This window comes from Thermocatellispora tengchongensis, assembly GCF_014202315.1.
Classification (GTDB): domain Bacteria; phylum Actinomycetota; class Actinomycetes; order Streptosporangiales; family Streptosporangiaceae; genus Thermocatellispora; species Thermocatellispora tengchongensis.
In genome coordinates this window covers 48,672-70,468 of the sequence record NZ_JACHGN010000007.1, presented here as the reverse complement: position 1 = coordinate 70,468, position 21,797 = coordinate 48,672, and the positions used below count along the sequence as shown (strand labels likewise).

The 21,797-nt window shown below is 72.8% G+C and carries 20 protein-coding genes and 1 pseudogene; 13 read left to right on the top strand and 8 right to left on the bottom strand.

Annotation, left to right across the window (positions count from 1 at the left end; all coding sequences use genetic code 11):
- The 3 genes and pseudogenes from HNP84_RS17530 to nudC form a co-directional block, all read left to right on the top strand.
- Positions 1 to 454 (top strand): annotated as a pseudogene (locus HNP84_RS17530) (hypothetical protein); the annotation flags it as partial.
- Between the two features lie 2 nt (positions 455 to 456).
- Positions 457 to 1,491 (top strand): class F sortase, encoded by a 1,035-nt coding sequence (locus tag HNP84_RS55060; RefSeq protein ID WP_221336386.1) that lies wholly within the window; start codon positions 457 to 459, stop codon positions 1,489 to 1,491.
- Positions 1,492 to 1,624: 133 nt separating this feature from the next.
- Entirely contained in the window at positions 1,625 to 2,668 is a 1,044-nt protein-coding gene (gene nudC, locus HNP84_RS17520) for an NAD(+) diphosphatase (RefSeq protein ID WP_246518303.1), read from the top strand.
- 88 nt (positions 2,669 to 2,756) lie between these two features.
- Here the strand turns inward: nudC and HNP84_RS17515 are convergent, their stop codons facing one another.
- Positions 2,757 to 3,011: a mycoredoxin gene (locus HNP84_RS17515; RefSeq protein ID WP_185050816.1), complete on the bottom strand. Its 255-nt coding sequence runs from the start codon at positions 3,009 to 3,011 to the stop codon at positions 2,757 to 2,759.
- An 85-nt stretch (positions 3,012 to 3,096) separates the two neighbouring features.
- Positions 3,097 to 4,041 (bottom strand): alpha/beta hydrolase, encoded by a 945-nt coding sequence (locus HNP84_RS17510; protein ID WP_312925213.1) that lies wholly within the window; start codon positions 4,039 to 4,041, stop codon positions 3,097 to 3,099.
- Between the two features lie 191 nt (positions 4,042 to 4,232).
- Between HNP84_RS17510 and HNP84_RS17505 the strand changes: the two genes are divergently transcribed.
- The 5 genes from HNP84_RS17505 (at position 4,233) to HNP84_RS17485 (ending at position 8,247) form a co-directional block, all read left to right on the top strand.
- Positions 4,233 to 6,296: an ATP-dependent DNA helicase UvrD2 gene (locus HNP84_RS17505; protein ID WP_185050814.1), complete on the top strand. Its 2,064-nt coding sequence runs from the start codon at positions 4,233 to 4,235 to the stop codon at positions 6,294 to 6,296.
- 11 nt (positions 6,297 to 6,307) lie between these two features.
- Complete coding sequence (gene tesB / locus HNP84_RS17500) at positions 6,308 to 7,180, top strand: acyl-CoA thioesterase II (protein WP_185050813.1); 873 nt, start codon at positions 6,308 to 6,310, stop codon at positions 7,178 to 7,180.
- A 116-nt stretch (positions 7,181 to 7,296) separates the two neighbouring features.
- A complete protein-coding gene (locus tag HNP84_RS17495) occupies positions 7,297 to 7,608 on the top strand; it encodes a hypothetical protein (protein ID WP_185050812.1) in 312 nt (103 codons plus the stop codon).
- A gap of 127 nt (positions 7,609 to 7,735) precedes the next feature.
- Positions 7,736 to 8,005: a WhiB family transcriptional regulator gene (locus tag HNP84_RS17490; protein ID WP_185051126.1), complete on the top strand. Its 270-nt coding sequence runs from the start codon at positions 7,736 to 7,738 to the stop codon at positions 8,003 to 8,005.
- 47 nt (positions 8,006 to 8,052) lie between these two features.
- Positions 8,053 to 8,247, top strand: a complete 195-nt coding sequence (locus HNP84_RS17485) for a putative WhiB-interacting protein (RefSeq protein WP_185051176.1) — start codon at positions 8,053 to 8,055, stop codon at positions 8,245 to 8,247.
- A 1,144-nt stretch (positions 8,248 to 9,391) separates the two neighbouring features.
- Here the strand turns inward: HNP84_RS17485 and HNP84_RS17480 are convergent.
- A complete protein-coding gene (locus tag HNP84_RS17480) occupies positions 9,392 to 10,015 on the bottom strand; it encodes a TetR/AcrR family transcriptional regulator (RefSeq protein WP_312925073.1) in 624 nt (207 codons plus the stop codon).
- A gap of 143 nt (positions 10,016 to 10,158) precedes the next feature.
- On the opposite strand from HNP84_RS17480, the gene HNP84_RS17475 reads away from it, so the two are divergent.
- From HNP84_RS17475 to HNP84_RS17465, 3 genes are all read left to right on the top strand, one after another.
- Positions 10,159 to 11,352: an NAD(P)/FAD-dependent oxidoreductase gene (locus HNP84_RS17475; RefSeq protein ID WP_185050810.1), complete on the top strand. Its 1,194-nt coding sequence runs from the start codon at positions 10,159 to 10,161 to the stop codon at positions 11,350 to 11,352.
- A 46-nt stretch (positions 11,353 to 11,398) separates the two neighbouring features.
- On the top strand, positions 11,399 to 12,613 hold the full coding sequence (locus tag HNP84_RS17470; RefSeq protein WP_185050809.1) for a cytochrome P450: 1,215 nt from the start codon (positions 11,399 to 11,401) through the stop codon (positions 12,611 to 12,613).
- 185 nt (positions 12,614 to 12,798) lie between these two features.
- A complete protein-coding gene (locus HNP84_RS17465) occupies positions 12,799 to 12,999 on the top strand; it encodes a ferredoxin (RefSeq protein ID WP_185050808.1) in 201 nt (66 codons plus the stop codon).
- 903 nt (positions 13,000 to 13,902) lie between these two features.
- Here the strand turns inward: HNP84_RS17465 and HNP84_RS17460 are convergent.
- Together HNP84_RS17460 and HNP84_RS17455 are read right to left on the bottom strand one after the other, a co-directional pair.
- Positions 13,903 to 15,249 (bottom strand): ABC1 kinase family protein, encoded by a 1,347-nt coding sequence (locus HNP84_RS17460; RefSeq protein ID WP_185050807.1) that lies wholly within the window; start codon positions 15,247 to 15,249, stop codon positions 13,903 to 13,905.
- Positions 15,250 to 15,423: 174 nt separating this feature from the next.
- Positions 15,424 to 16,536, bottom strand: a complete 1,113-nt coding sequence (locus tag HNP84_RS17455; protein ID WP_246518301.1) for a ThiF family adenylyltransferase — start codon at positions 16,534 to 16,536, stop codon at positions 15,424 to 15,426.
- Between the two features lie 735 nt (positions 16,537 to 17,271).
- Between HNP84_RS17455 and HNP84_RS17450 the strand changes: the two genes are divergently transcribed.
- Together HNP84_RS17450 and HNP84_RS17445 are read left to right on the top strand one after the other, a co-directional pair.
- Positions 17,272 to 17,787 carry a M48 metallopeptidase family protein gene (locus tag HNP84_RS17450; RefSeq protein WP_185050806.1) on the top strand — a complete coding sequence of 172 codons (516 nt, stop codon included), beginning with the start codon at positions 17,272 to 17,274 and terminating at the stop codon, positions 17,785 to 17,787.
- A 150-nt stretch (positions 17,788 to 17,937) separates the two neighbouring features.
- Positions 17,938 to 18,561, top strand: coding sequence for a DUF2064 domain-containing protein (locus tag HNP84_RS17445; RefSeq protein WP_185050805.1), 624 nt, complete (start codon positions 17,938 to 17,940; stop codon positions 18,559 to 18,561).
- A gap of 284 nt (positions 18,562 to 18,845) precedes the next feature.
- Here HNP84_RS17445 and HNP84_RS17440 read toward each other — a convergent pair whose 3' ends face one another.
- The 3 genes from HNP84_RS17440 to HNP84_RS17430 form a co-directional block, all read right to left on the bottom strand.
- Positions 18,846 to 19,757 carry an endonuclease/exonuclease/phosphatase family protein gene (locus HNP84_RS17440; RefSeq protein ID WP_312925068.1) on the bottom strand — a complete coding sequence of 304 codons (912 nt, stop codon included), beginning with the start codon at positions 19,755 to 19,757 and terminating at the stop codon, positions 18,846 to 18,848.
- Between the two features lie 258 nt (positions 19,758 to 20,015).
- Positions 20,016 to 20,567, bottom strand: a complete 552-nt coding sequence (locus HNP84_RS17435; protein ID WP_312925067.1) for an NUDIX hydrolase — start codon at positions 20,565 to 20,567, stop codon at positions 20,016 to 20,018.
- Complete coding sequence (locus tag HNP84_RS17430; RefSeq protein WP_185050804.1) at positions 20,564 to 21,793, bottom strand: zinc-dependent metalloprotease; 1,230 nt, start codon at positions 21,791 to 21,793, stop codon at positions 20,564 to 20,566. Before HNP84_RS17430 ends, HNP84_RS17435 begins: the two co-directional genes overlap by 4 nt.
- Positions 21,794 to 21,797 lie beyond the last annotated feature (4 nt).

Here is a 21,797-nt window from a genome sequence, read left to right as displayed (position 1 = left end):
TGGCGATGACGACGGCCGCGAGCGCCAGAGCGCCCAGGCTGACGACGACGGCCGCGGCGATGACGGTCGCGGCGACGACGACGCCGACGACCGGGTGACAACGTCCGCGACCTCCGCCCGTGACGATGACGACGACGATGACGGCCGTCCGCGCGGCGGCGTGGACACCGGCGTGGGCAGCACGGCCACCCGCGACGATGACGACGACGATGACGGCCGTCCGCGCGGCGGCGTGGACACCGGCGCGGGCAGCACGGCCACCCGCGACGACGATGACGACGACGACCAGCCGAGCGGCGGCGTGGACACCGGCTCCGGTGGCACCGCGCTGGCCGCCACCGAGACCGACGGCGCCCCCCACGGCGCCCTGATCGCCGCCGCGGGCCTCACCGGCCTCGGGACTCTCGCCGCCGGCGGTCTCTGGCTGCGCCGCAAGTTCGAGGCGGAGCGCTGAACATGCGGCCCACGAACGGCGAGGGCCGCGGAGTGTGCGCCTCCGCGGCCCCCGCCTCCCCCCTCACCCCCACCGCCGCACCCACCCCGCTCCCCGGCGCCGCGGCCACCCCCCTCACCCCCAGCACCGCCGCCACCATGAACACGGCCCACACCCCGTCCCCTCAACCCACCCACCCCCCGGTGACGGCCACCACCCCACCCACCCAGGTGACCGGCCCCACCTCGCCGGCACAGGCGGCCAGCCCCACCTCGGTTGCCCAGGCGATGGGCACCGCGACTGCCGGAGTGACCGGCCGCCCTTCAGTCGCTCCCGCGTCCGGCACCCTGACGGGCGCAGTGCGTGGCCCCGCTTCGGCCGCTCCCGCGTCCGGCACCGCCACGGCCAGGTCCCGGCGCAGGGGGACCGTCGCGGTGGGCGTGCTCTGCGCCGCGCTGCTCGGGGTCGGCGGGTGTGTGCCGGCGGAGGCCGAGCGGCAGGGCGCCGTGCCGGAGGCGGTTACGGACGGGATGCCTCAGAGCGCGCGAGCCGGGGCCGGGGCGCCCGTACGGGAGGTGCACTCCCGGCGGGCGGTGCCCGTGGACGTGGCCGACCCCGTGCGGCTGCGGATACCGGCGATCGGCCTGTCCACCAAGGTGATCGGGCTCAAGCTGGACAAGCGGGGCCGCCTGATCGCGCCCAAGCAGTACGACCGCGTGGGCTGGAACGTGGCGGGGGCCGAGCCCGGAGAGCGCGGTGTGGCGGTGATCGCGGGTCATGTGGACTCCCGCACCGGGCCCGCGGTGTTCTACCGGCTGCGCCAGCTCAAGAAGGGCGACGTCGTACGGGTCGAGCGCGAGGACGGCACCGCCGTGCAGTTCACCGTGCGGCGGCTCGCGCGCTATCCCAAGAACGCGATACCGAACGCCGAGGTGTACGGCGGGTCCACGACCCCCGAGCTGCGGCTCATCACCTGTGGCGGCGAGTTCGACCGGGCGCGGCGCAGCTATCGCGACAATGTCGTGGTGTTCGCGGGGAATGCCAGGGAACTTCGCTGATGTGTTGATCGTCCCCAGTGTCCCGCCCGCCGGTCCGGCCTCGCGCCGGGCCGGCGGTGGCGCGTTCCAGGGCGGACACGAGGCGCCCGGGGGCGGCATAGGATTGGGTCCTGCTTTGGAGGGGTGGGGCGCGTTGGGGAACGTTGCACAGGAAGAACTCCTGGGACCGCTGCTGCTCGCTCGTAGCGCGATCGACCGATCCGCTCTGCTCAGGAACGACGCGGAATGGCTGAAGCGGGCGTGGACCGATCCGGCGACCCGTGTGGTGGTGGTCGACAACGGGCGGACCCTGGTCCGGCGTAGGGGCGACGACGCGGCGCTCGTGCTCTTCGCGCCGGGCGAGGCCCCGCCGGGGGAGCGCTACCTGCTCGGCGTCGATGGCGACGGCGTGGCCTACTTCGCGGTGGCGGCGCCCCTGCCGCCGATCGACGGCGTGCCCGCCGGGCGACCGGCCGTCACGCCCGCGCCCGCGCGCCCGCACACCGTCCGCGACGGCGACATCGCGCGCCCGCCGCGCCTGGTCACCCCGATGGGGCTGTCCGACCTGCGCGAGGGCGAGGTGGTCGCGGCCGGGCTGCGCCAGGTCGGCGTCCTGCTCGGCGACCGCGACGCGGGCCTGCTCGTCTACGCCGTCGCGCTCGAAGCCTGGCACGCCACCCACGAGTTCTGCCCCCGCTGCGGCACGCGTACGCAGGTCAGGGCCGGCGGCCACATGCGGGTCTGCCCCGCCGACGACAGCCAGCACTTCCCCCGGGTCGATCCCGCCGTGATCATGCTGGTCCGCGACGACGCCGACCGCTGCCTGCTCGCCCGCGGCCCGCAGTGGCCCGAGGGGCGCTTCTCCGTCCTCGCCGGGTTCGTCGAGCCGGGCGAGTCGCTGGAGCACGCGGTGATCCGCGAGGTGGCCGAGGAGGTCGGGGTGAAGGTCGCCGCGCCGCGCTACATGGGCAGCCAGCCGTGGCCGTTCCCGCGCAGCCTGATGCTGGGCTTCTTCGCCCGCGCCGTCTCCACCGAGATCGTCCCCGACCCCGACGAGATCGCCGAGGCGCGCTGGTACTCCCGCGACGAGCTCCTGGCGGCCCTCAACTCGGGCGAGGTGCGCCTCCCCCCGGAGGTCTCCATCGCCCGCCGCCTCATCGAGACCTGGTACGGCGAGCCGCTGACCGGCGACTGGTGAGCCCACGGCCGCGAGAAGAGCCGCGAAAGACTCGGGCGCCGCGCGTGATGCCGCGGCGCCCGATGACGCGTCTCGGGGACCCGTGAGATCAGGCCCCTGCCGTGGTCGCCGCGGCGAGGCGGGCCTTCACCTCGATGACGGACGGGTTGGTGACGGCGGTGCCGTCGGGGAACACCACGGTCGGAACCGTGCGGTTGCCGTGGTTGACGCTCTCCACGAACTCCGCCGCTTCGGGGTTCCGCTCGATGTCGATGTCCTCGTACGCGATGCCCTCTCGCGTGAGCTGGCTCTTCAGCCTCTTACAGGGGCCGCACCACGACGTGGTGTAGACCGTGAGCGCCATGTCCGGAGTATTCCTTCCCGTCCGACTGACGTAGCGGTCATTGGCAACAACGACCGCGTGCCGCCTCTTCCCGGCACGCGCCCGGCTATTGGAGCTTCTGCGCGATCCACTCCTGTACGCCCTCGGCCACGCCGAGGATGCGGTACAGCGGCGCGCTGTGCTCGATGCCCGGCACGGTGCGGATCGACATCGGCACGCCCACCTGGCGCAACTGCTCCTTCAGCAGCTCGCTCTGGTACGGCGGCACGAACTCGTCCTCGGAGTGCACGGTGAGCATCGGCGCGTCGCCGCGGCTGGCGTGCCAGGGGACCTCCATGCTGGCCCACACCTTGGCGCACTTGCCGGTCGGCTCGCACCCGCCGGCCAGCTTGATCGCGGACGCGCGCAGCTTGCGCTTGCTGGTGTCGGTGGTCTCGGCCCCGTCGGCGTACGAGGTCAGCGGCGAGACCACGGGGGAGATGCCCACGACGCCCTTGAGGCCGGGCAGGCCGTCCTTGTAGGTGCCCACGGCGGTGGCGATGTGGCCGCCCGCGGAGAAGCCGAGCACGACGTACTTGTCGGGGTCGAAGGACCAGCGGGCGGCGTGCCGGCGCGCGGTGGCGATGGCGTCGAGCGCGTCGGCGCGCTGCGCGGGCCACGCGGCGTCGCCCGACAGCCGGTAGTTGATGTTGAAGACGGTGTAGCCCAGTTCGGCGTAGCTGCGCGTGACGGCGGTCATGGACTTCTTGTCGCCGCCGGACCACCAGCCGCCGTGGATCACGAACACGGCCGGGTGCTTCAGGCCGTCGGGCTGCCACCACACGTCCATGCGCTGGCGCTTGTGCTTGCCGTAGGAGACGGTCTCGATCGCGGTGCCCGGCAGCTCCTCAAGGGGCGTGGTGGGCACGGGGGACGGGGTGGGCGTCGGCTCGCCCGCGGCGGCGGACCCGCCGGTCGAGGCGGCGGCGGATAACCCGGAGGCGCCGGTCGCCTGCGCGGAGGAGGAGAAGGCCACGACTGCAGCAAGAGCAAGAGCACCCACGGACACCACAGTTCGCAAGGATTTCTTCCTTCCCTTTCGCATGGCCGACCCCATTGTGGGGTAGATCAACGCCTTTTCGCATCTCCACGGCCTGACTCGGCATCGCTCGCCGCACCGGACGGGGCGGAGCGCCCCCGCGGAGCCGGGAGGGCTGGGAGGATGGTGCCAGCACAGCCGTTTCGCCGCCGTAAGGAGATCGTGTGGAGCCCCATGACGTGCTGGCGGGCCTTGATCCGGAGCAGCGCGCGGTCGCCGAGGCCGTACGCGGGCCGGTGTGCGTCCTCGCGGGTGCGGGGACCGGCAAGACGCGTGCCATCACCCACCGCATCGCGTACGCGGTGCACAGCGGAGCGGTGGAGGCACGATCCGTGCTGGCCGTGACATTCACCACACGCGCGGCCGGGGAGCTGCGCCAGCGGCTGCGGGCGTTGGGCGTCCCGGGCGTGCAGGCGCGTACGTTCCACGCCGCCGCCCTGCGTCAGCTCACCTACTTCTGGCCCAAGGTGATCGGCGGCGACCCGCCCTCGGTGATCGAGTCGAAGCTGCCGCTGCTGATCGAGGCGTCCCGGCGGCTGCGCCGCAACCCCGACCGCTCCGAGCTGCGCGACGTCGCCGCCGAGGTCGAGTGGGCCAAGGTCACCCAGATCGGGCCCGAGGACTACGAGGCGGCCGTGGCCAAGGCGCACCGCCGCCCGCCGGTGCCCGCCGAAGAGGTCGCCCGGCTGTACGAGGCGTACGAGCGGCTGCGCCGCGAGCGCCACCTGGTCGACTTCGAGACGATCCTGGAGCTGACCGCGGCGGTGATGACCGAGCACCGCGAGGTCGCCGCGCAGATCCGCCAGCAGTACCGCTACTTCGTGGTGGACGAGTACCAGGACGTCAACCCGCTGCAGAAGCTGCTGCTGGACACCTGGCTCGGCGGGCGCGACGACGTGTGCGTGGTCGGCGACCCGAACCAGACCATCTACTCCTTCACCGGCGCCACCCCGCGCTACCTCACCGGCTTCGCGGTCGAGCACCCCGACGCCACCGTGATCAGACTGGTCCGCGACTACCGGTCCACGCCCCAGGTGGTCGGGCTGGCCAACCGGCTGCTGGGCAGGTCCGGCTCGCCGCACCGGCTGGAGCTCATCGCGCAGCGCCCCGACGGCCCCGCCCCCGCCTTCACCGAGTACGACGACGAGCAGGCCGAGGCCGAGGGGGTCGCGCGGGCCGCGCGCAAGCTGATCGACTCCGGGGTGCCCCCGCGCGAGATCGCCGTGCTGTTCCGGGTGAACGCGCAGTCGGAGGCGTACGAGCAGGCGTTCACGGCGGCGGGCGTACCGTATCTCGTGCGCGGGGCCGAGCGGTTCTTCGAGCGGCCCGAGGTGCGGCAGGCGGTGGTGCTGCTGCGCGGCGCGGCGCGCTCGGCGTCCGCGGACGACCCGCTCGCGCCCACCGTGCACCACATCCTCGGCGGCATCGGGCTCACCGCCGAGCCGCCCGGCGGCGGCGCGGCGCGGGAGCGGTGGGAGTCGCTGAAGGCGCTGGCCGACCTGGCCGAGGACCTCGCCGCCGAGGGCGGCGATCTCGGCGCGTTCGTCGCCGAGCTGGAGCGCCGGGCCGGCGAGCAGCACGCCCCGCCGGTCGAGGGCGTCACGCTGGCCTCGCTGCACGCCGCCAAGGGCCTGGAGTGGGACGCCGTGTTCCTGGTCGGCGTCACCGACGGCATGCTCCCGATCGTGTACGCCGAGACGCCGGAGCAGATCGAGGAGGAGCGGCGCCTGCTGTACGTCGGCGTCACCCGCGCCCGCGTCCACCTGTCGCTGTCCTGGGCGCTGGCCCGCTCGCCCGGGGGCCGCAAGGTGCGCCGCCCGTCCCGCTTCCTGGACGGCCTGACCGGCGCTCCCGCCGTGGCCCGGCAGCCGGAGCGCCCCCGGCAGCGCGAGCAGGCGCGGCAGCGTCCGGTGGCGACCAAGGTGAGCTGCCGCGTGTGCGCCAAGACCCTCGTCACCGGGGCCGAGCAGAAGCTCGGCCGCTGCGCCTCCTGCCCCGCCGAGTACGACGAGGCGCTGCTGGAGGAGCTCAAGGCGTGGCGCGCCGCGACCGCCGCCGAGGCGAAGGTGCCGGCGTACGTCGTGTTCACCGACGTCACGCTGCAGGCCATCGCCGAGCGTGCCCCGACCGCCGAGGCCGACCTGCTCGCGATCCCGGGGATCGGACGCGTCAAACTGGACCGGTACGGCGACGCGGTCCTCGCGCTGTGCCGTGCGGTCAGAGATTAGGAGGAATACGTGTGAACGCGGCCCTCAAGGAGCTGCTTGACCTGCTCGACCTGGAGCAGATCGAACTCGACATCTTCCGGGGGCGCAGCCCAGAGGAGCGCATCCAGCGGGTGTTCGGCGGCCAGGTGGCCGCGCAGGCGCTGGTGGCGGCCGGGCGCACCGTGCCGGACGACCGGCTGGTGCACTCGCTGCACGCCTACTTCATCCGCCCCGGCGACCCGGCCGTGCCGATCGTCTACAACGTGGAGCGGGTCCGCGACGGGCATTCCTTCACCACCCGCCGGATCATCGCGATCCAGCACGGCAAGGCGATCTTCTCCATGTCGGCCTCCTTCCACATCCAGGAGGAGGGCCTGCACCACCAGGCGGCCGCGATGCCCGGCGTGCCCGCCCCCGAGACCCTGCCGGCCTCCCAGGACCGCATGCGCGAGCTGGTCGGCGACGACCCGATGTTCCGCGAGATGCTCGCCCGCCCCCGCCCGGTGGACACCAGGTACGTCACCCCGCTCACCTGGGAGGCACACCGCGACCCCTCGCTGCGCAGCTCCGAGACCCAGGTCTGGTTCCGCTACGACGCCGACCTGCCCGACGACCCGCTGCTGCACGTCGTGCTCGCGGCGTACGCCTCCGACTTCACCCTCGTCGACACCGTGTTGCTGGCGCACGGCATCGCCTGGGGCGCCTCGAACGTCACCGGCGCGTCGCTGGATCACGCGATGTGGTTCCACCGCCCCTTCCGCGCCGACGACTGGCTGCTCTACGCTCAGGAGTCACCATGGGCGGGCTCCGCGCGGGGCCTGGCCAGGGGGCAGATGTTCACTCCCTCTGGGGAACTCGTGGTGTCCGTGGTTCAGGAGTGCCTGATCCGTGTGACGAACCCGTAAAACTGCAGGTAGAAAATATGTTGCCCGCCCCTGGGCCAGGGGTTTAGGGTCTTGGTCAAGCGAGTCGGACGCTCATTGTCCCTCTCACCGATGAGTCAGAAGCGGAGGTGGACCCAGTGATTATCAACACGACTATCGCGCCGTGGGCCGCTTCCGCATGCCTCGGCAGAGTCGCCATGTCCGCCGTTCCCGCGCGCTACGGCACGCCCGCCGCCCTGCTGACGGTGGGTGTCCCGGCCAAACTGCGACAGGACGAGTCTGCCCACGCTCCGAAGTACGCCCGGCCCGAGCGCGCCGCCCTCGTCGGCGGCCACGCCCTGACCGTGGACGCCCCGGCCTTCGAGGCCATGCCCAGCCAGCCGACCGAGCTTTTCGCCAATGGTGGACTGCGAGGTCCGCATCCCTGGAGACATCCGGTCACAACCTGACCGGCTGACCACCTCCAGGGCCGCGGATCCGCAGACAGGATCCGCGGCCCATTTGTTTGTCCGCAGCCTGACCCCCACCCAAGAGGTACATCTTCAAGATCAACCAACAATCAGAGAGGTGACGCAGATGGGGGCCAAGACGATCATGGACCTGATCGACGAAGCCGACATCCCCTGTCGTACCGACCCCGACCTGTGGTTCGCCGAGTCTCCGGAGGACGTGGAGTTCGCCAAGGCGCTCTGCGGAGGCTGCCCGATCCGCGAGGGCTGCCTGGCCCGGGCCCTTGAGCGTGAGGAGCCCTGGGGCGTCTGGGGCGGCGAGCTCATCCTGCGGGGGACCATCGTCCCCCGGAAGCGGCCTCGCGGTCGCCCGCGCAAGACCCCGGTCGCTGCCTGACCTTTTCGCGTAGAACCACCAGACTTTTCGAGAAAGGACCACCTCCGATGAGCGGTTTCATTGGCCGGAGCACCGAGATCCCTTCTATGTATGAAGAACTGGTACGGGACCGAATACGGACCCTGCACCAGGAAGCGGAGCACGAGAGGCTGGTCACCGGCCTCATCCGCCTGAGGCGCGCCCAGCGCAACGCCGAACGCGCCTCGACCCGCCTCCGCCAGGCCATGATGCGCCTGGTCTGACCCGAGCGCGAAAGCCCGGGGCCCCAGCACCGGCCCGCCCGACTGCCGGGGCCCCGGCCGAAAGCACCACCTGACCCGCGGCTGACGCGCCCGAACCCCCAGACCCGGCCACCCCAGGAGCCCCCGCCCCCTTCCAGGGCGAGGGCTCCTGCCCTTTCGCGCCCTCCGGTCGCACCGGCCCCGCCCCGCCCTCTCCAGGGTGAGGGCTGCCGCGTTTCGCGCCCTCCGCCCCCACCGATCGCGCCGGCCCCGCCCCCGCCCCCGCTTTCGGGCGGTCCCCTGCCCGTGCCCGCGCACACCCTAGGGTCCGGCACGTGCGTACACCTTGGCCCTCCGCCCCCACCGGTTGCGCCGGTTCCGCCCCCGCTTTCGGGCGGGGCCCCCTTTCGGGTGGGCCCCGCTTTCGGGCAGGGCTCCCGCTTTAGGGGCGGGCCGGGCTCCCGCCCTCGTGCGGTCCCTGCCCGTGCCCGCGCACACCCTGGGGTCCGGCACGTGCGTACACCTTGCCCGATGCGTCCGTGGACGTGACCCCGTACGGCCGCGCACCCCGGCACCTCGCACCGCTCACGGCCACGTCCGCTTGTGCGCTCGCACCTGCGCCGCAGGAGCACGCGTGCGCATGCGGCACCCGCATCCTGCCCGCCACCCCGCCTTCGCAAGCGGGTCGCCGCGTCCTGGGCCCCCGACCGTGCGCACCGCCCGCATGCCCGCCCGTCGCGCCGCCCCAGAGGCGCGGCTGCGGACGAACGCGACGCGGCGGTCCCCCGCATCCGCGCCTGATCGGTGGGCCGGACGGGGCAACTCTCGGCGACCCCCAATGGGTCGTAGAGGGAGTGGCACGAAAGAGAGGCATGGCCAATGCGCGATAGCGCGGACTTCGTCGCCTACGTCGAGGCGAGATCGCCGCGACTGTTACGTACCGCATACCTGCTCTGCGGCGATTGGGAACACGATGCCGGCTGTCGTGCCCGGCCGGCGACTGCTGTCAGCGATCACCGGGCGGTTCCGCGGCCACCGTGAGGTTCCCTTCCGGTCGGCGGAGGCGGCGGCGCTGCTGGGGGAGACCCGGCGGCCGGGCTAGGAACCCGCGTACCCGTGCCGCGTGGAGCCTCGGCGTCCGGCCAGGTGGGCAGGGTGTCCGCGCTCAGGGGCGTGTGCCGGCCTCGACGCCGTAGAGCGCGCTCAGTAGCGGCCAGGTCAGGGCGGCCATCTCGGCAGGGGGGTGGGGGCATCCGCGCTGGAGCCAGTCGGTGGCCACGCCGATCATGGCGCCGGCGGTGAAGGCGGCGGAGACGTCGTGAGGGCTGCCGGAGGGTGCGCGCTCCGGAAGGTGATCGGCGGTGGCCTCGCGCGCGCGGTGGATGGCCGCGGCGATGCGGCGGCGGATGTGGTCGGTGACGCGTGCGCTGCCCTGTGGTCCGAGCAGGCTGCGGTAGAGGCCGGCGTGCTCGGCGAGGCTGGCGAAGAACGCCGTCAGCGAGTGGGTCGCGTCCTGCACCGGGTCGGCCGAGTCGGGGGCGGGGACGGGCAGGGACTCGATCAACGCGTCGATCATCGCGGTGCACGCCGCCTCGGCCAGTTCGTGGACGTCGCGGTAGTGGTCGTAGAAGGCCGAGCGGCTCACCTCGGCGCGATCGGCCACGTCGGAGACGCTGATCCGGGACAGATCCCGCTCCTCGACGAGCTGGATCAGCGCACGCGCCAGGGCCGTCTGGGTGCGGCGCACGCGCCGATCGCCCGTGGGGGTGTTGCTGTCTTTGGGGGCCACATCCGTCAGCTTACCCTTTATCGACATGTGTCGGTTTTCTTGCAGGTGTAGGTTAGTCTGTGCGTGGGACGACCGAAAGGACCACCACCCATGCAGACGTGTGCAGGCCGGGAGGCCGCCGCCCCGCACCTGGGCCGCGCCTCGTGACCTCGCCCGGGAGCATCCTGATCGTCGGTGCGTCCGCCGCTGGGCTGAGCACGGCGGAGGCGCTGCGGCGGCACGGCTACCAGGGCCGGCTGACGTTTCTCGACGCCGAACCCCACCTGCCGTACGACCGGCCGCCGCTGTCGAAACAGCTCCTGTCCGGCGCGTGGGAGCCGCCCCGCGTCCAGCTCCGCGGCCAGGCGCAGTTGGACGCCCTGCACGCCGAGTTCGTGCTGGGCGAGCCCGCCGTCGCGCTGGACCCGGCGGAACGCGCGGTCACCACCGTCTCCGGCCGGGTGCTGCGCGGCGACGTCGTTGTCATCGCCACCGGCCTGACGCCCCTCCGGCTCCCCGGCCAGGATCATCTGGAGGGCGTGCACGTGCTGCGCGCCCTCGACGACGCGCTCGCCCTGCGCCATGCCCTGTCCGCCGGTACGCGGCTCGTGGTCGTGGGCGAGGGGGTGCTGGGTGCCGAGATCGCGGCCACCGCCCGCACCCTGAACCTGGAGGTCACCCTCGCCGGAATGGGCGGCACCCTCCTGAACGACCAGCTCGGCCAGGTCATCGGCGCCATGCTCGCCGAGAAGCACGCCGAGCGCGGGGTACGGCTGCGGCTCGGTGTCGCGATCGAGGAGCTGACGGGCGCCGCGGGGCGGGTGACGGGCGTGCGGCCGGCCTCCGGTGAGTTCCTGCCCGCCGACATGGTCGTGGTGGCCATCGGCTCCCGGCCGGCGACCGGCTGGCTGGAGGGCAGCGGGCTCCCCCTGGGCGACGGTGTGGAGTGCGACTCGCGATGCCGTGCCGCCGAGGGGGTGTACGCCGTCGGCGACGTGGCCTCCTTCCAGCACGAAGGGCTCGGCAGGCGGCTGCGTCTGGAGAACCGCACCAACGCCACCGAGCAGGCGCAGGTGGTGGCGGCCAACATCCTCGGCGCCGACCGCCCGTACACGCCGATCCCTTACTTCTGGACCGACCAGTACGACGTCAAGATCCAGGCGCACGGCCTGCCGTCGGCGGCGGCCAAGGTGACCATCGCCGACGGCGACGTGGCACAGGGCCGCTTCACCGCCCTCTACCAGGAGGGCGGCCAGGTCACGGCGGTGCTCGGCTGGAACATGCCCAAGCAGGCCCGCCTCCTGAGGCAGCAGGTCCTGGGCGCCTGGCAGGACACTCCGCGCCTCGCGACCGCGTGAGGCGGCACCGGCCGAACCGATCCATCCACTCACAGGGAGATGCCGAATGAGCGTTGACGAGCAGGTCCTGAGCTACCCGATCCCCAATGACGCCGCACTGGAGCCGCCTGCGGAATGGGCGCGCCTGCGCGACAAGTGCCCGGTGGCCCACGTGACGCTGCCCAGCGGCGACCGGGCGACGCTGCTGACCCGCTACCAGGACGTCAAGCAGGTGCTCGCCGACCCGCGCTTCACCCGCCTGCTCAACGCGCCCGACGCGGCGCGGCTGTCGGCCGACGAGGACGGCGGGCTGTTCAGCAGCGAGATGGCGGCGATCATCCCCGACGGCGGGGAGGAGCACCAGCACTGGCGGCGCCTGGTCGGCAAGTGGTTCACCGCCAAGCGCATGTCCGCCATGCGGCCCCAGATGGCCCAGATCGCCGAGGACCTCATCGACGACATGGTCAAGCGCGGCGCCCCCGGCGACCTCAAGGCGTCCCTGGGCTTCCCGCTGCCGGTGTACGTGATCTGCGACATGCTCGGCGTGCCCGCCGCCGACCGCGACCGGTTCTCCTACTGGTCCGACACCCTGCTCAACCTCACCCGCTACAGCAAGGCCGAGGTCGACGCCGCTCAGGCCGAGTTCTTTCAGTACATGTCCGACCACCTCGCCGCCAAGCGCCGGCAGCCGGGCGAGGACCTGCTGAGCGAGCTGATCGCGGCCGGCGGCCCCGAGGACGGCGGGCTGTCGGAGATCCAGATCCTGGTCACCGGCATGGCGCTGCTGGTCGCCGGGCACGAGACCACCGCCAACATGATCGGCAAGATGGTCTCCATGCTGCTGGCCGACCGCAGCCGCTGGGAGCGCCTGCTGGCCGACCCGTCACTGATCCGTACGGCGGTGGAGGAGACGCTGCGCTTCGACGCCAACGCCGGCTTCGGCCTGCCGCGCTACCTCAAGGAGGAGACCGAGGTCAGCGGCACGGTACTGCCCCGCGGCACCACGGTGATCTGCAGCATGGCCGCCGCCAACCGCGACGAGAGCGCCTTCGACCACGCGGAGGAGATGGACCTCACCCGCAGCCCCAACCCCCACCTGGCCTTCGGCTCCGGCTCCCACTCCTGCCTGGGCCAGGCCCTGGCCCGCACCGAACTGCAGGTGGTCCTGGAAGTGCTGCTGCGCAAGCTCCCCACCCTGGATCTGGCCGTGCCGGTGACGGAACTGGAGCGGGTCGAAGGTCTCGCCGTCGGCGGCCTGCGCACGGTCCCGGTCCGCTGGTGATACGACGCCGCGCCGCTTGAGAGTCGTGCGCGTGTTCGACGTGCGGGTCTTCGACGTGCGGGTCTTCGACGTGCGCGTGTTCGATACGGCGGTTCGCCCGGCGGTGAGTCGCCTTCCCGTGTCCTGCTCCGCAGGAGTCTGATTCTGCCCCCGCCTGCAGGCGGGGGTTTCCTTGGAGGTTTCCGATGAAAATCACCGTGGACGAGGCCAAGTGCTGCGGAGCCGGCCAGTGCGTACTGATCGCACCGGAGGTGTTCGACCAGCGCGACGACGACGGCATCGTCGTCCTGCTCCAGCCCGAGCCCGACGAGGCCCAGCACGCGGCAGTCCGCGAGGCCGCCGCCGTCTGCCCCGCCGCCGCCATCGACCTGAGCGAGCACCCGTGACCCCAAGGCACACGCCGTCCTCCCGCCAGTAGCACCAGGACCGCCCCGCCACACGAGGCACGGCCCGGCGACCATGCCCTCCGGCCGTTCCGCCCGGGCCGTTGCTCCCGGCCGGTCGTCGGGGGCGTTTCGCCTGGGCGGCCTAGCCGGTACGTCGTGGTCGTTTCGCATGGGTTGTTCCTGGCCGGTGCGTCGTGGTCGTTTCGCCTGGGCCGTTTTGCCCGATCGGTCCGTCATGGTCGTTCCGTCTGGGCCGCCCGCCTGGCCGCGCGGCGCGCGGCCCAGCCGCGCCACGTCTGGCCCGTGCCCTCGGACTCCGCGCCGGCCCCGGTGCCCGCGGCCAGCGCGGCCCGAGCGCGCCGCCGCCGCGCGACCACGGGCGCGCCGCCGCAGCCATCGGGTCCATTCGTCGGCGTGGCTGGCCAGGGACAGCACGGCGGCCGGTGCGTCCGGTGCGTTCGGGTCGTTTCGCCTGGATTGTTCCGCCCGGCCGGCGCGACGACGGCATCGTCGTCCTGCTCCAGGCCGAGCCCGACGAGGCCCAGCACGCGGCAGTCCGCGAGGCCGCCTCCGTCTGGCCCGCCGCCATCGACCCGCGAGCACGCGTGACCCCAAGGCACACGCTGTCCCCCGCCAGTAGCACCAGGACCGCCCCGCCACACGAAAGGACGGCCCGGCGATCATGCCCTCGGCCGTCCCGCCTGGTCGGTGAGTCGGGCCGTTCCGCCGGTCCGGGCCGTTCCGTCCGGCCGGCACGCCCTGCTCGTTCCGCCCTGCTCGTTCCGCCCTGCTCGTTCCGCCCGGCCGTTCTGACCGGCTGTTCCAACCCCCGTACCGACCCGCACTTGCCGGCCCGCGCATCTCCCCTGCGCGCGCACGTTCGATAACGCGCGCCGCAGAGGGTCAGATGGCGGGGACCGGTTCGTGTTGCGGGTCCTGGCCCGGGGTGTCGGCGAAGCCGGGGATCCAGCGGATGACCTCGTCGCGGAAGCGGGCGGTGGTGCCGAGTTGGCACAGGACGCCGACGCCGGCGGCGTGGACGCGGTGGATCAGGACGTAGGACGGTGGGAGGTTGAGCTGGCGGACGACGTTGGTGGGGCGGAGGTCGGCGACCGTGGCGGCCTGGTGTTGAAGCCACTGCCTGCTGAAAGTGAACTCCTCCACCTGGGTGGGTTCTACGTATGGGGCCAGGAAGCCGCGCAGGGCGTCGATGTCGACCTCGATGCCGGGGCGGATGAAGCCCTCCTCGCGCAGGCCCCGGACCACGGTCTCCATGTCGCCCTGGTTGTAGATACGGGTCAGGGTGCCGAACGAGGGGGGATAGCCGGTGGGCAGGCGGCTGACGGCGCCGAAGTCGAGGACGCCCAGGCGGCCGTCGGGAGTGATGCGGTAGTTGCCCGGGTGGGGGTCGGCGTGGAGCATGCCGACGCGGGCGGGGGAGCAGAACAGGAAGCGCACCAGCAGCAGGCCGGCGCGGTCGCGTTCCTCCTTGGTGCCGTCGGTGATGATGCGCGACAGCGGGGTGCCGTCGAGCCACTCGGCGACGAGCACCTGCTCGTTGGCCGCGATCACGTCGGGCACGGCGAAGTCGGGGTCGCCGGCGAACTCCTGCGCGAAGGCGTGCTGTGCCTCGGCCTCCTTGAAGTAGTCGAGCTCCTCCTCGACCCGCTCGCGCAGCTCGGCCAGCACGGCCTTGATGTCCAGGCCGGGCAGCAGCGCCCCGAACAGCTTGCCGAGACGGGCGAGCTGCTTGAAGTCGGACAGCAGGGCCTTGCCGGCGCCCGGATACTGGATCTTCACCGCGACCGCGCGGCCGTCGTGCCACACCGCGCGGTGCACCTGGCCGATGGACGCGGCGGCGGTCGGCTTGTCGTCGAAGGAGCGGAAGTTCTCGCGCCAGTCGTCGCCGAGCTGCTCGGCGAGCACCCGGTGCACGGTCGAGGCCGGCATCGGGGGAGCGGCGTCCTGGAGCTTGGTCAGCGTCGCCCGGTACGGGCCCGCGATCTCCGGCGGCAGCGCCGCCTCGAAGATCGACAGCGCCTGCCCCAGCTTCATCGCGCCGCCCTTGAGCTCGCCCAGCACCTTGAAGATCTGCTCTCCGGTGCGCTGCTGGATCTCCTGCGCCACCAGCTCGGCCGGTTTGCCGCCGATGCGCTTGCCGAGCCCGAGGGCGGTGCGCCCGGCGAAGCCGAGCGGGAGGGTCGCCAGCTTGGCCGAACGGGTCACGGCCCGGCGTGGAAGGTCACTCACCTGGGCGCGCGGTGCGGCGGCGCACGGTTAGGCGCGCGGTGCGGCGACGCACGGTCTCGGGCGCGGACACCGCTCCCTCCCTTCTCGCTCCGTCGTACGTACGTCGCCGGGCACGGCCGGTCGACCCAGGCCGGCCTTCGGCCGACATTGCCGGACATATGTGACTATTGTTAGCTACTCAAAGTCGTTTTGCACGCAACAATCACAGCGGGGATGCTGACTCCAGGATCGGCGCCGCCATCCCCAGTCGGGCAACAGGTCGAGTGTGCCGTTGGTCACAACCTCGCCCGTGCCGTCGATGCGCGCCAGCGCGTGACTCGCCGCCGTGGCCGCCACCTGGGTGGCGAGGACGGTGTCGAGCGCCCTGTCGCCGGCCGGGATGCCCCCGAGCCGGGCGGTGAACAGCGGCCAGGTGGGGTCGCGGTCGCGCCGGATCAGCTCGATGCAGTACAGGCAGGCCGTACGGCCGGGCAGCACCAGCGGGCCCACCGAGCCGAACCCCTCGAAGCCGGTCACCAGCAGGTGCGGCACCCCGGCGTCCATCAGCTCGGCCACGAGCAGGTGGTCCAGCGGCTCGGTCGGGCACAGCACGGCCAGGTCGGGGGGCCGCGCCCGGTCGTCGAGCGAGGCCGCGTGCTCGCCCGTCCACACGTTGACGCCCGGCGCGATCCGGCGCGCCACCGCCGCCGCGCCGTCCTGCCGGGTGCCGCCGACCTCCGACCAGCCCAGCCCGCCCGGCACCACGTCGGCGGCCAGCGCGGTGACCGGGTCGCTCACGCACAGATGGCCGATCCCCGCCGCGGCCAGGAGTGCCACGACCTGCGCGCCGATCCGCCCCGCCCCGTACACGCGGACGTACGCCGCCCGCCGCCGCGCGAACGCGCCGAAGCCGCAGTCGGTGGAGGCCGGATCGAGCGAGAGCGCGTCGAGGTCGGGCTGGAGCCGGTCGCGCTCGGCCAGCCCGAGCGGGCGCAGCGGCACCGGCTGGGCCGCCGCGTCGTCGATCACGCCGCGCCGGATCAGCATGTGCAGCAGCGAGATCGTCTCGGTCGCGGTGAGCCCGTCGGCCTGCGCCAGGGCGAGGATCTGGCGCACGTCGCGGGTGCCGTCGAGCGCCCTGACCAGCCGCATGAAGCGTGGCTCGGTGTTGTGCAGCATGGCCGCCCGCCGGGGGTGCAGGCCGATCTGCAGGGTGCGCTCGCTGCGCAGGACCTGCCGGAGCGCCGGTTTGATCCGTGGCCGTTTGACGCCCATGCAGGTGGTGGGCCAGGAGTCCGGGCCTTCCATCGGGGCGTTCCCCGCCCCCGCGGGGTCGTCTGGTGACACGGGCAGGCCTTGCCCGGCCTGTTGGGGTTGTGAGTCGTCGGCTCGGGCACTGGGGGGAGGGGCGCTTAGGACGCTGGCGGGAGGGGCGCTTAGGGCGTTGGGGGGAGGGGCGCCTCGGGGGTCTGTCCGGGCGGCGGTGTGAGGGGCGCTTCGGGGGGCGGTCTGAGGGGCGGTTCGGCGGGTGCTTGGGGGGTTGGTCTGAGGGTCGGTTCGGTGGGCGCTTCGGGCCTCGGGTTGAGGGTCGGTTCGGGGGGTGGGTTGAGGGGCGACTCGGGGGTCGGTGATGGTCTGCTCGGGCACCGTGCTCGTCTCCTCTCGCGTCGGGTGGGACTGGGCGGGCGGGGCGATCGCAAGATTGGCACGGCGAAGGTTGGGCCGGGGCGGGAGTTCGGCGAGCTGTGGATAACTTCGCCGGAGGGGCCGCGGGGAGGGGCGGCCTGTGGACAACCGGAACCATGCCGACGGGCATGAAAGTTTCACAACCCCGGCGTACACGGCGATCTGGAATGGATCAGTGGTGAACGGGTGGTGTCCGGATTCAGTGCGGGGTGCGGCCGGATGTTAACCCTGGTGATTTCGCTAATGATCCATCCATAACCGTTCGGTTCTGGTGAACATTACTCGAACGGTGACTGACCAGGGAAAACAGGGCTCACCCCCTGTTGGAATTTCCCATCTCTCGGCTACCGTGCATATGTGCCCCCCGAGACAGTCGAGGTCCGTCGAAGTTCTCGTCGCCGGCGGACCGTTTCCGCGTACCGAGACGGCGACAAGACGATCGTGCTGCTGCCCGCAGGGCTCAGCCGGACCGACGAGGAGCAATGGGTTCGCCGCATGCTCGACCGCCTTGCGGCCAAGGAACAGCGCAGACGGCCCTCCGACTCCGAGCTCCTGGAACGGGCCCGCGATCTGTCCGCGCGCTACCTCGACGGCAAGGCCGACCCGGTGAGCGTACGGTGGGTCGAGAACCAGCAGCACCGGTGGGGGTCGTGCACGCCCGACCACGGCACGATCCGGATCTCCACCCGGCTTCGGGGCATGCCGGCGTGGGTGGTCGACTACGTCATCATGCACGAGCTGGTCCACCTGCTGGTGCCGAGCCACGGCCCGCGCTTCTGGGCCCTGGTCGAGCAGTACCCTCGGGCCGAGCGGGCGCGCGGCTTCCTCGAAGGGTTCTCCATGGCCTCGCAGGGCACGCCGGAGGAGTGCTGACCCACACGGTTCCGGCCGTGCCGCGCGCGCGTTTGGTGCCGTAGGTTCCGTGGGTGCGATGCCTCGCTGGTCGTGCGTGCACCGGTCCGTGCGGCACCGGCTCCCAGGCGCGCGCCGCGTCCAACGTACGCGGCGGTACGCTGCCGAAGCGTGGAGCGAATCGCGGCCGTGTTGGTCACCACCGAGGCAGGACGGGCGTCGCCGCCCGGCGTGGACGCCGCCGACTTCCTGAGAGCGGTCGCCGAGGACACCTACGAGATCGTCGCCGGATTGGACCTCGTGACCCCGGTTCTGGTCACCACCGTCCCGGGCATGGACGAGATCGTCTGGCCGGGCACGCCCGTGGTCCCCGTTTCGGAGGCGCCGGGGCCGGATCTCGTACGCGCCGCGTTCGCGGGCGCCTCTGCGGCCGTGCCCGGGGCCGAGCAGGCCGTGCTGATCAGCGCCGACGCGCCCGATCTGCCCCCGCTGCTGATCGGCAAGCTGTTCCGCGAGCTGGGGAGGGCCGCGATCACCGTCTGCCCGGCGGCCGGAGGGGGCGCCGTGGCGCTCGCCGCCCGGCTGCCGTACCCGGAGTGGGCCGCGAGCGGCATGGACGCGCCCGAGATCGTCGCCGACCTGCGCGCCGCCGCGCCCGGCCGCCGCATGGTCGCGACGGGACCGGGGTGGCACCGCCTCCGCACCCCCGCCGACCTCGCCTTCCTCGATCCCGGTCTGGAGGGGTGGGACAACACCAGAGGGCTGCTGTCCGGCTCCGGGACCGGCCACTACTAGCCGGCCGGCCGACCGGTCGCCAGGCCCGCCATCGGCCAAACCGCGACCGGTGGTCCGGCGCTGGCCGTTCCAATCGCTCATGGTCTCGGCGCTGGCCGTTCTACCGCTCATGGTCTCGGCGCTGGCGCTCCACCGCGGATGGTCTCGGTGTCGGTCATACCGCGGCTGGTGGTCTCGGCCTGGCGAATGGCGGCGAATGGCGGGTGCCTTCCCGGTCTGTGTGGCGAGGGGCCGGCGCCTCTCCCGTCTGCGCAGGCGGCATCCGGGAGCGGGGCGCGGCGGCGTCAGTCGGGGAGGGTCAGGCTGGCGAACACCGCGCGGTGGTCGGTGCCCGGCACCGTGTGCACGCTGACCTCCTTGACCCCCACCCGCTTGTCCACCAGCACGTGGTCAATGGTGATCATCGGCGGGATCCGGCCGCGGTTGGCGGGCCAGGTCGGGATCAGGCCCTGGCCGGCGCGGTCGGCGGCGTCGTCGTAGCCGCGGTCGAGCACCCGGCGCATCGCGGCGTGGTCGAGGCTGGCGTTGAAGTCGCCCGCCAGGATGCGTACGGGCCCCGACGGGCCGGTCGCCGGGAAGGAGTCCAGGGCGGCCGCCCACTCGTGGACCTGTGAGCCCAGCGGCGGGTACGGGTGCACGTCGGCGATCTCGACGGGGGCGCCGCCGGGGAGGTCCAGGCGGGCGGCGGGCATCTGGTGGCCGATCGGGCGGAACAGGCGCAACGGGGTGAGGGGGTACTTCGCGTACAGGCCGCTGCCGCCCGCGCTCCACTCGTCCAGGAGGTAGGTGTACGGCAGCAGCTCCTTCAGCCCCGCCGCCTCCAGCTCCTCGACCGCGCCGGGGGTGAGCTCCTGGGTGCTGAGCACGTCCGGCTGCAGCCTGCGTACCAGGTCGAGGACCGCGCCGGTGTCGGCGCGGCCGAACAGCAGGTTGATCGTGAGCACCTTGAGCGGGCGCCCGGTGGCGGTGTCGGACGAGGCGAGGGCGCGGGGGACCACGGCGAAGCCCAGCGCGGTCGTCGCCGCCAGGGCCACCGCGGTGGCCGCGCGGTTGCGCGCCAGCGCCGCGATCAGCACCGGCACCAGCGAGGCGGCGGCGGCGTACGGTGTGGCGGTCATGAGCTGGGTGGTCAGGGCGCCGCGTTCCAAACCGGCCAGGCGCGCCACGGCCCAGGCCGCGAACGGCGTGACCGCCACCCACACCAGGGTGCGAGGAAGCCGCCAGCGCCTGCGTGCGGGCCTCAGAATGCTGCCGCCCACCGGGTTTTCGGTCTTTTCGGCGGTGATGTCCACAGTTGCGTACTGCCTCGCTTCGTCCGGCGCGCGGCCCCGTTCCATCCCCCGGGCACGACGCAAGGCGCCTCACTCATCATGAAACGCCTCTGGTTACGACATTAGCGGGACCGACGTGAAAACCGGATAAATACCTGGAACGGTGCAACCACCGTCCGGCCGTCACCCCCCGGCGCGCAGCAGGGTCCGGGCGCGGGCGGCCAGGCGGCGCGTGGCCTCGTCGCTCAGCTCCGGGATCGAGTCCACCGGAAACCAGCGCAGGTCCAGGGACTCATCGCTCATCACCGGCTCGACGCCGGCCGGGGCCACGGCCCCGTACTCGACGTCGAGGTGCCAGCTCCGCGGCGGGTGGCACCAGACCTCGTGCTTGTCGAGCGCCAGTGGTCCCGGCAGCAGCCGCAGGCCCGGAATGCCGGACTCCTCCGTGGCCTCGCGCAGCGCCGCCTCCGCCAGCGTGGAGTCGTCCTCCTCGCAGTGGCCGCCCATCGGCAGCCACATGCCCGCCTTCGGGTGCAGCGTGAGCAGCACGTACTCGCCGTCGTGCGACAGCACCGCCGTCGTGGCGGTCAGATGTCCGGGCGCGCACGCCCGCGACATCGCGTCGTCGTACGTCTTCAGGTGCTCGACGAACTCCCGCCGGAGCAGCTCCTCCTCCGCGCCGGGGGCCGTCCAGCCGGTCAGCACCGCCAGCGCGTCGTCGTGCAGCACCGTCACCGGGTGTCGTCCCCGGGACCGCCGTCCTTCTCGCCGTCGCCCTCGCCCGGGAACTCCAGGTCGGACAGGTCGAACGCGGGTCCGCCGCTGACGAACGACTCGGGGGAGTCGAGGTCGTCGGCGGTGGGCATGAGGTCGGGGTGACCCCAGACCGCGTCACGCGCGTCCACGCCGCGCGCGTCGCCGAGCGCCTTCCACAGCGCCGCCGCCTCGCGCAGCCGCCGCGGCCGCAGCTCCAGGCCGACGAGCGTGCCGAACGTACGCTCCGCGGGCCCGCCGCTCGCCCGGCGCCGCCGCACCGTCTCGGCCAGCGCCGCCGCGGCCGGCAGCTTGCCCTCGGCCGCCGCGTCGACCACCGTCGCCACCCAGCCCTCGACCAGCGCGAGCATGGTCTCCAGCCGCGCCAGCGCGGCCTTCTGCCGCTCGGTCTCCTCCGGCTTGAGCAGCGCGCCGCCGCTGAGCGCCTGCTGCAACTGCTCCAGGTTGTTCATGTCGAGGCCGCGGAGCTGCTCCTCCAGCGCCGAGACGTCCACCGTGATGCCCCGGGCGTACTCCTCGACCGCGCCGAGCAGGTGGGCGCGCAGCCACGGCACGTGCTGGAACAGCCGGTGGTGCGCCGCCTCGCGCAGCGCCAGGTAGAGCCGGATCTCGTCGGAGGGGATCTCCAGGCCCTGGCTGAAGGCCGCGATGCCGCCGGGCAGCAGCGCCGCGGTGTCGGACAGCGGCAGGCCGATGTCGGACGAGCCGACCACCTCGCGGGCGAGCGTGCCGAGGGCCTGGCCCATCTGGCTGCCCACCATCATGCCGCCCATCTGCTTCAGCATGCCCATCAGCGGCCCGGCCATCGCCTGGGCCTCTGCGGGCAGCCCCGCGGAGCCGAGGGTGCCGCCCATGGTGTCGACCATGCGGGCCGCGATCGGATCGCAAAGCTTCTGCCAAACCTGGATGGTCTTCTCGATCCATTCGGAGCGGCTCCACGCCTCGGCCGTGGTGACGCCGCTGGGCAGCGCGGTGGCCTGGTTGAGCCACAGGTCGGCGAGGTTGAGCGCCTCCACCACCTGGCGCCGCTCGCCCTCCATCACGCTGGGATCGCCCTCGGCGACCACGGCGTGGCGGGCGATGTTCTTGGCCATGTCCCAGTTGACCGGCCCCGAGGCGGCCGGAGCGGACAGCATGTCGGCGAACTGGCGCATCGCCGCGGCGATCTGCTCAGGGTTGCCGAACATGGCG

Bases quoted from the DNA above. Each gene is read 5' to 3' on its own strand.
- HNP84_RS55060 (WP_221336386.1), top strand. From the start codon at position 457: ATGCGGCCCACGAACGGCGAGGGCCGCGGAGTGTGCGCCTCCGCGGCC.
- HNP84_RS17515 (WP_185050816.1), bottom strand. From the start codon at position 3,011: ATGGCGCTCACGGTCTACACCACGTCGTGGTGCGGCCCCTGTAAGAGG.
- HNP84_RS17490 (WP_185051126.1), top strand. From the start codon at position 7,736: ATGGGGGCCAAGACGATCATGGACCTGATCGACGAAGCCGACATCCCC.
- HNP84_RS17485 (WP_185051176.1), top strand. From the start codon at position 8,053: ATGAGCGGTTTCATTGGCCGGAGCACCGAGATCCCTTCTATGTATGAA.
- HNP84_RS17470 (WP_185050809.1), top strand. From the start codon at position 11,399: ATGAGCGTTGACGAGCAGGTCCTGAGCTACCCGATCCCCAATGACGCC.
- HNP84_RS17465 (WP_185050808.1), top strand. From the start codon at position 12,799: ATGAAAATCACCGTGGACGAGGCCAAGTGCTGCGGAGCCGGCCAGTGC.
- HNP84_RS17455 (WP_246518301.1), bottom strand. From the start codon at position 16,536: ATGGAAGGCCCGGACTCCTGGCCCACCACCTGCATGGGCGTCAAACGG.
- HNP84_RS17430 (WP_185050804.1), bottom strand. From the start codon at position 21,793: ATGTTCGGCAACCCTGAGCAGATCGCCGCGGCGATGCGCCAGTTCGCC.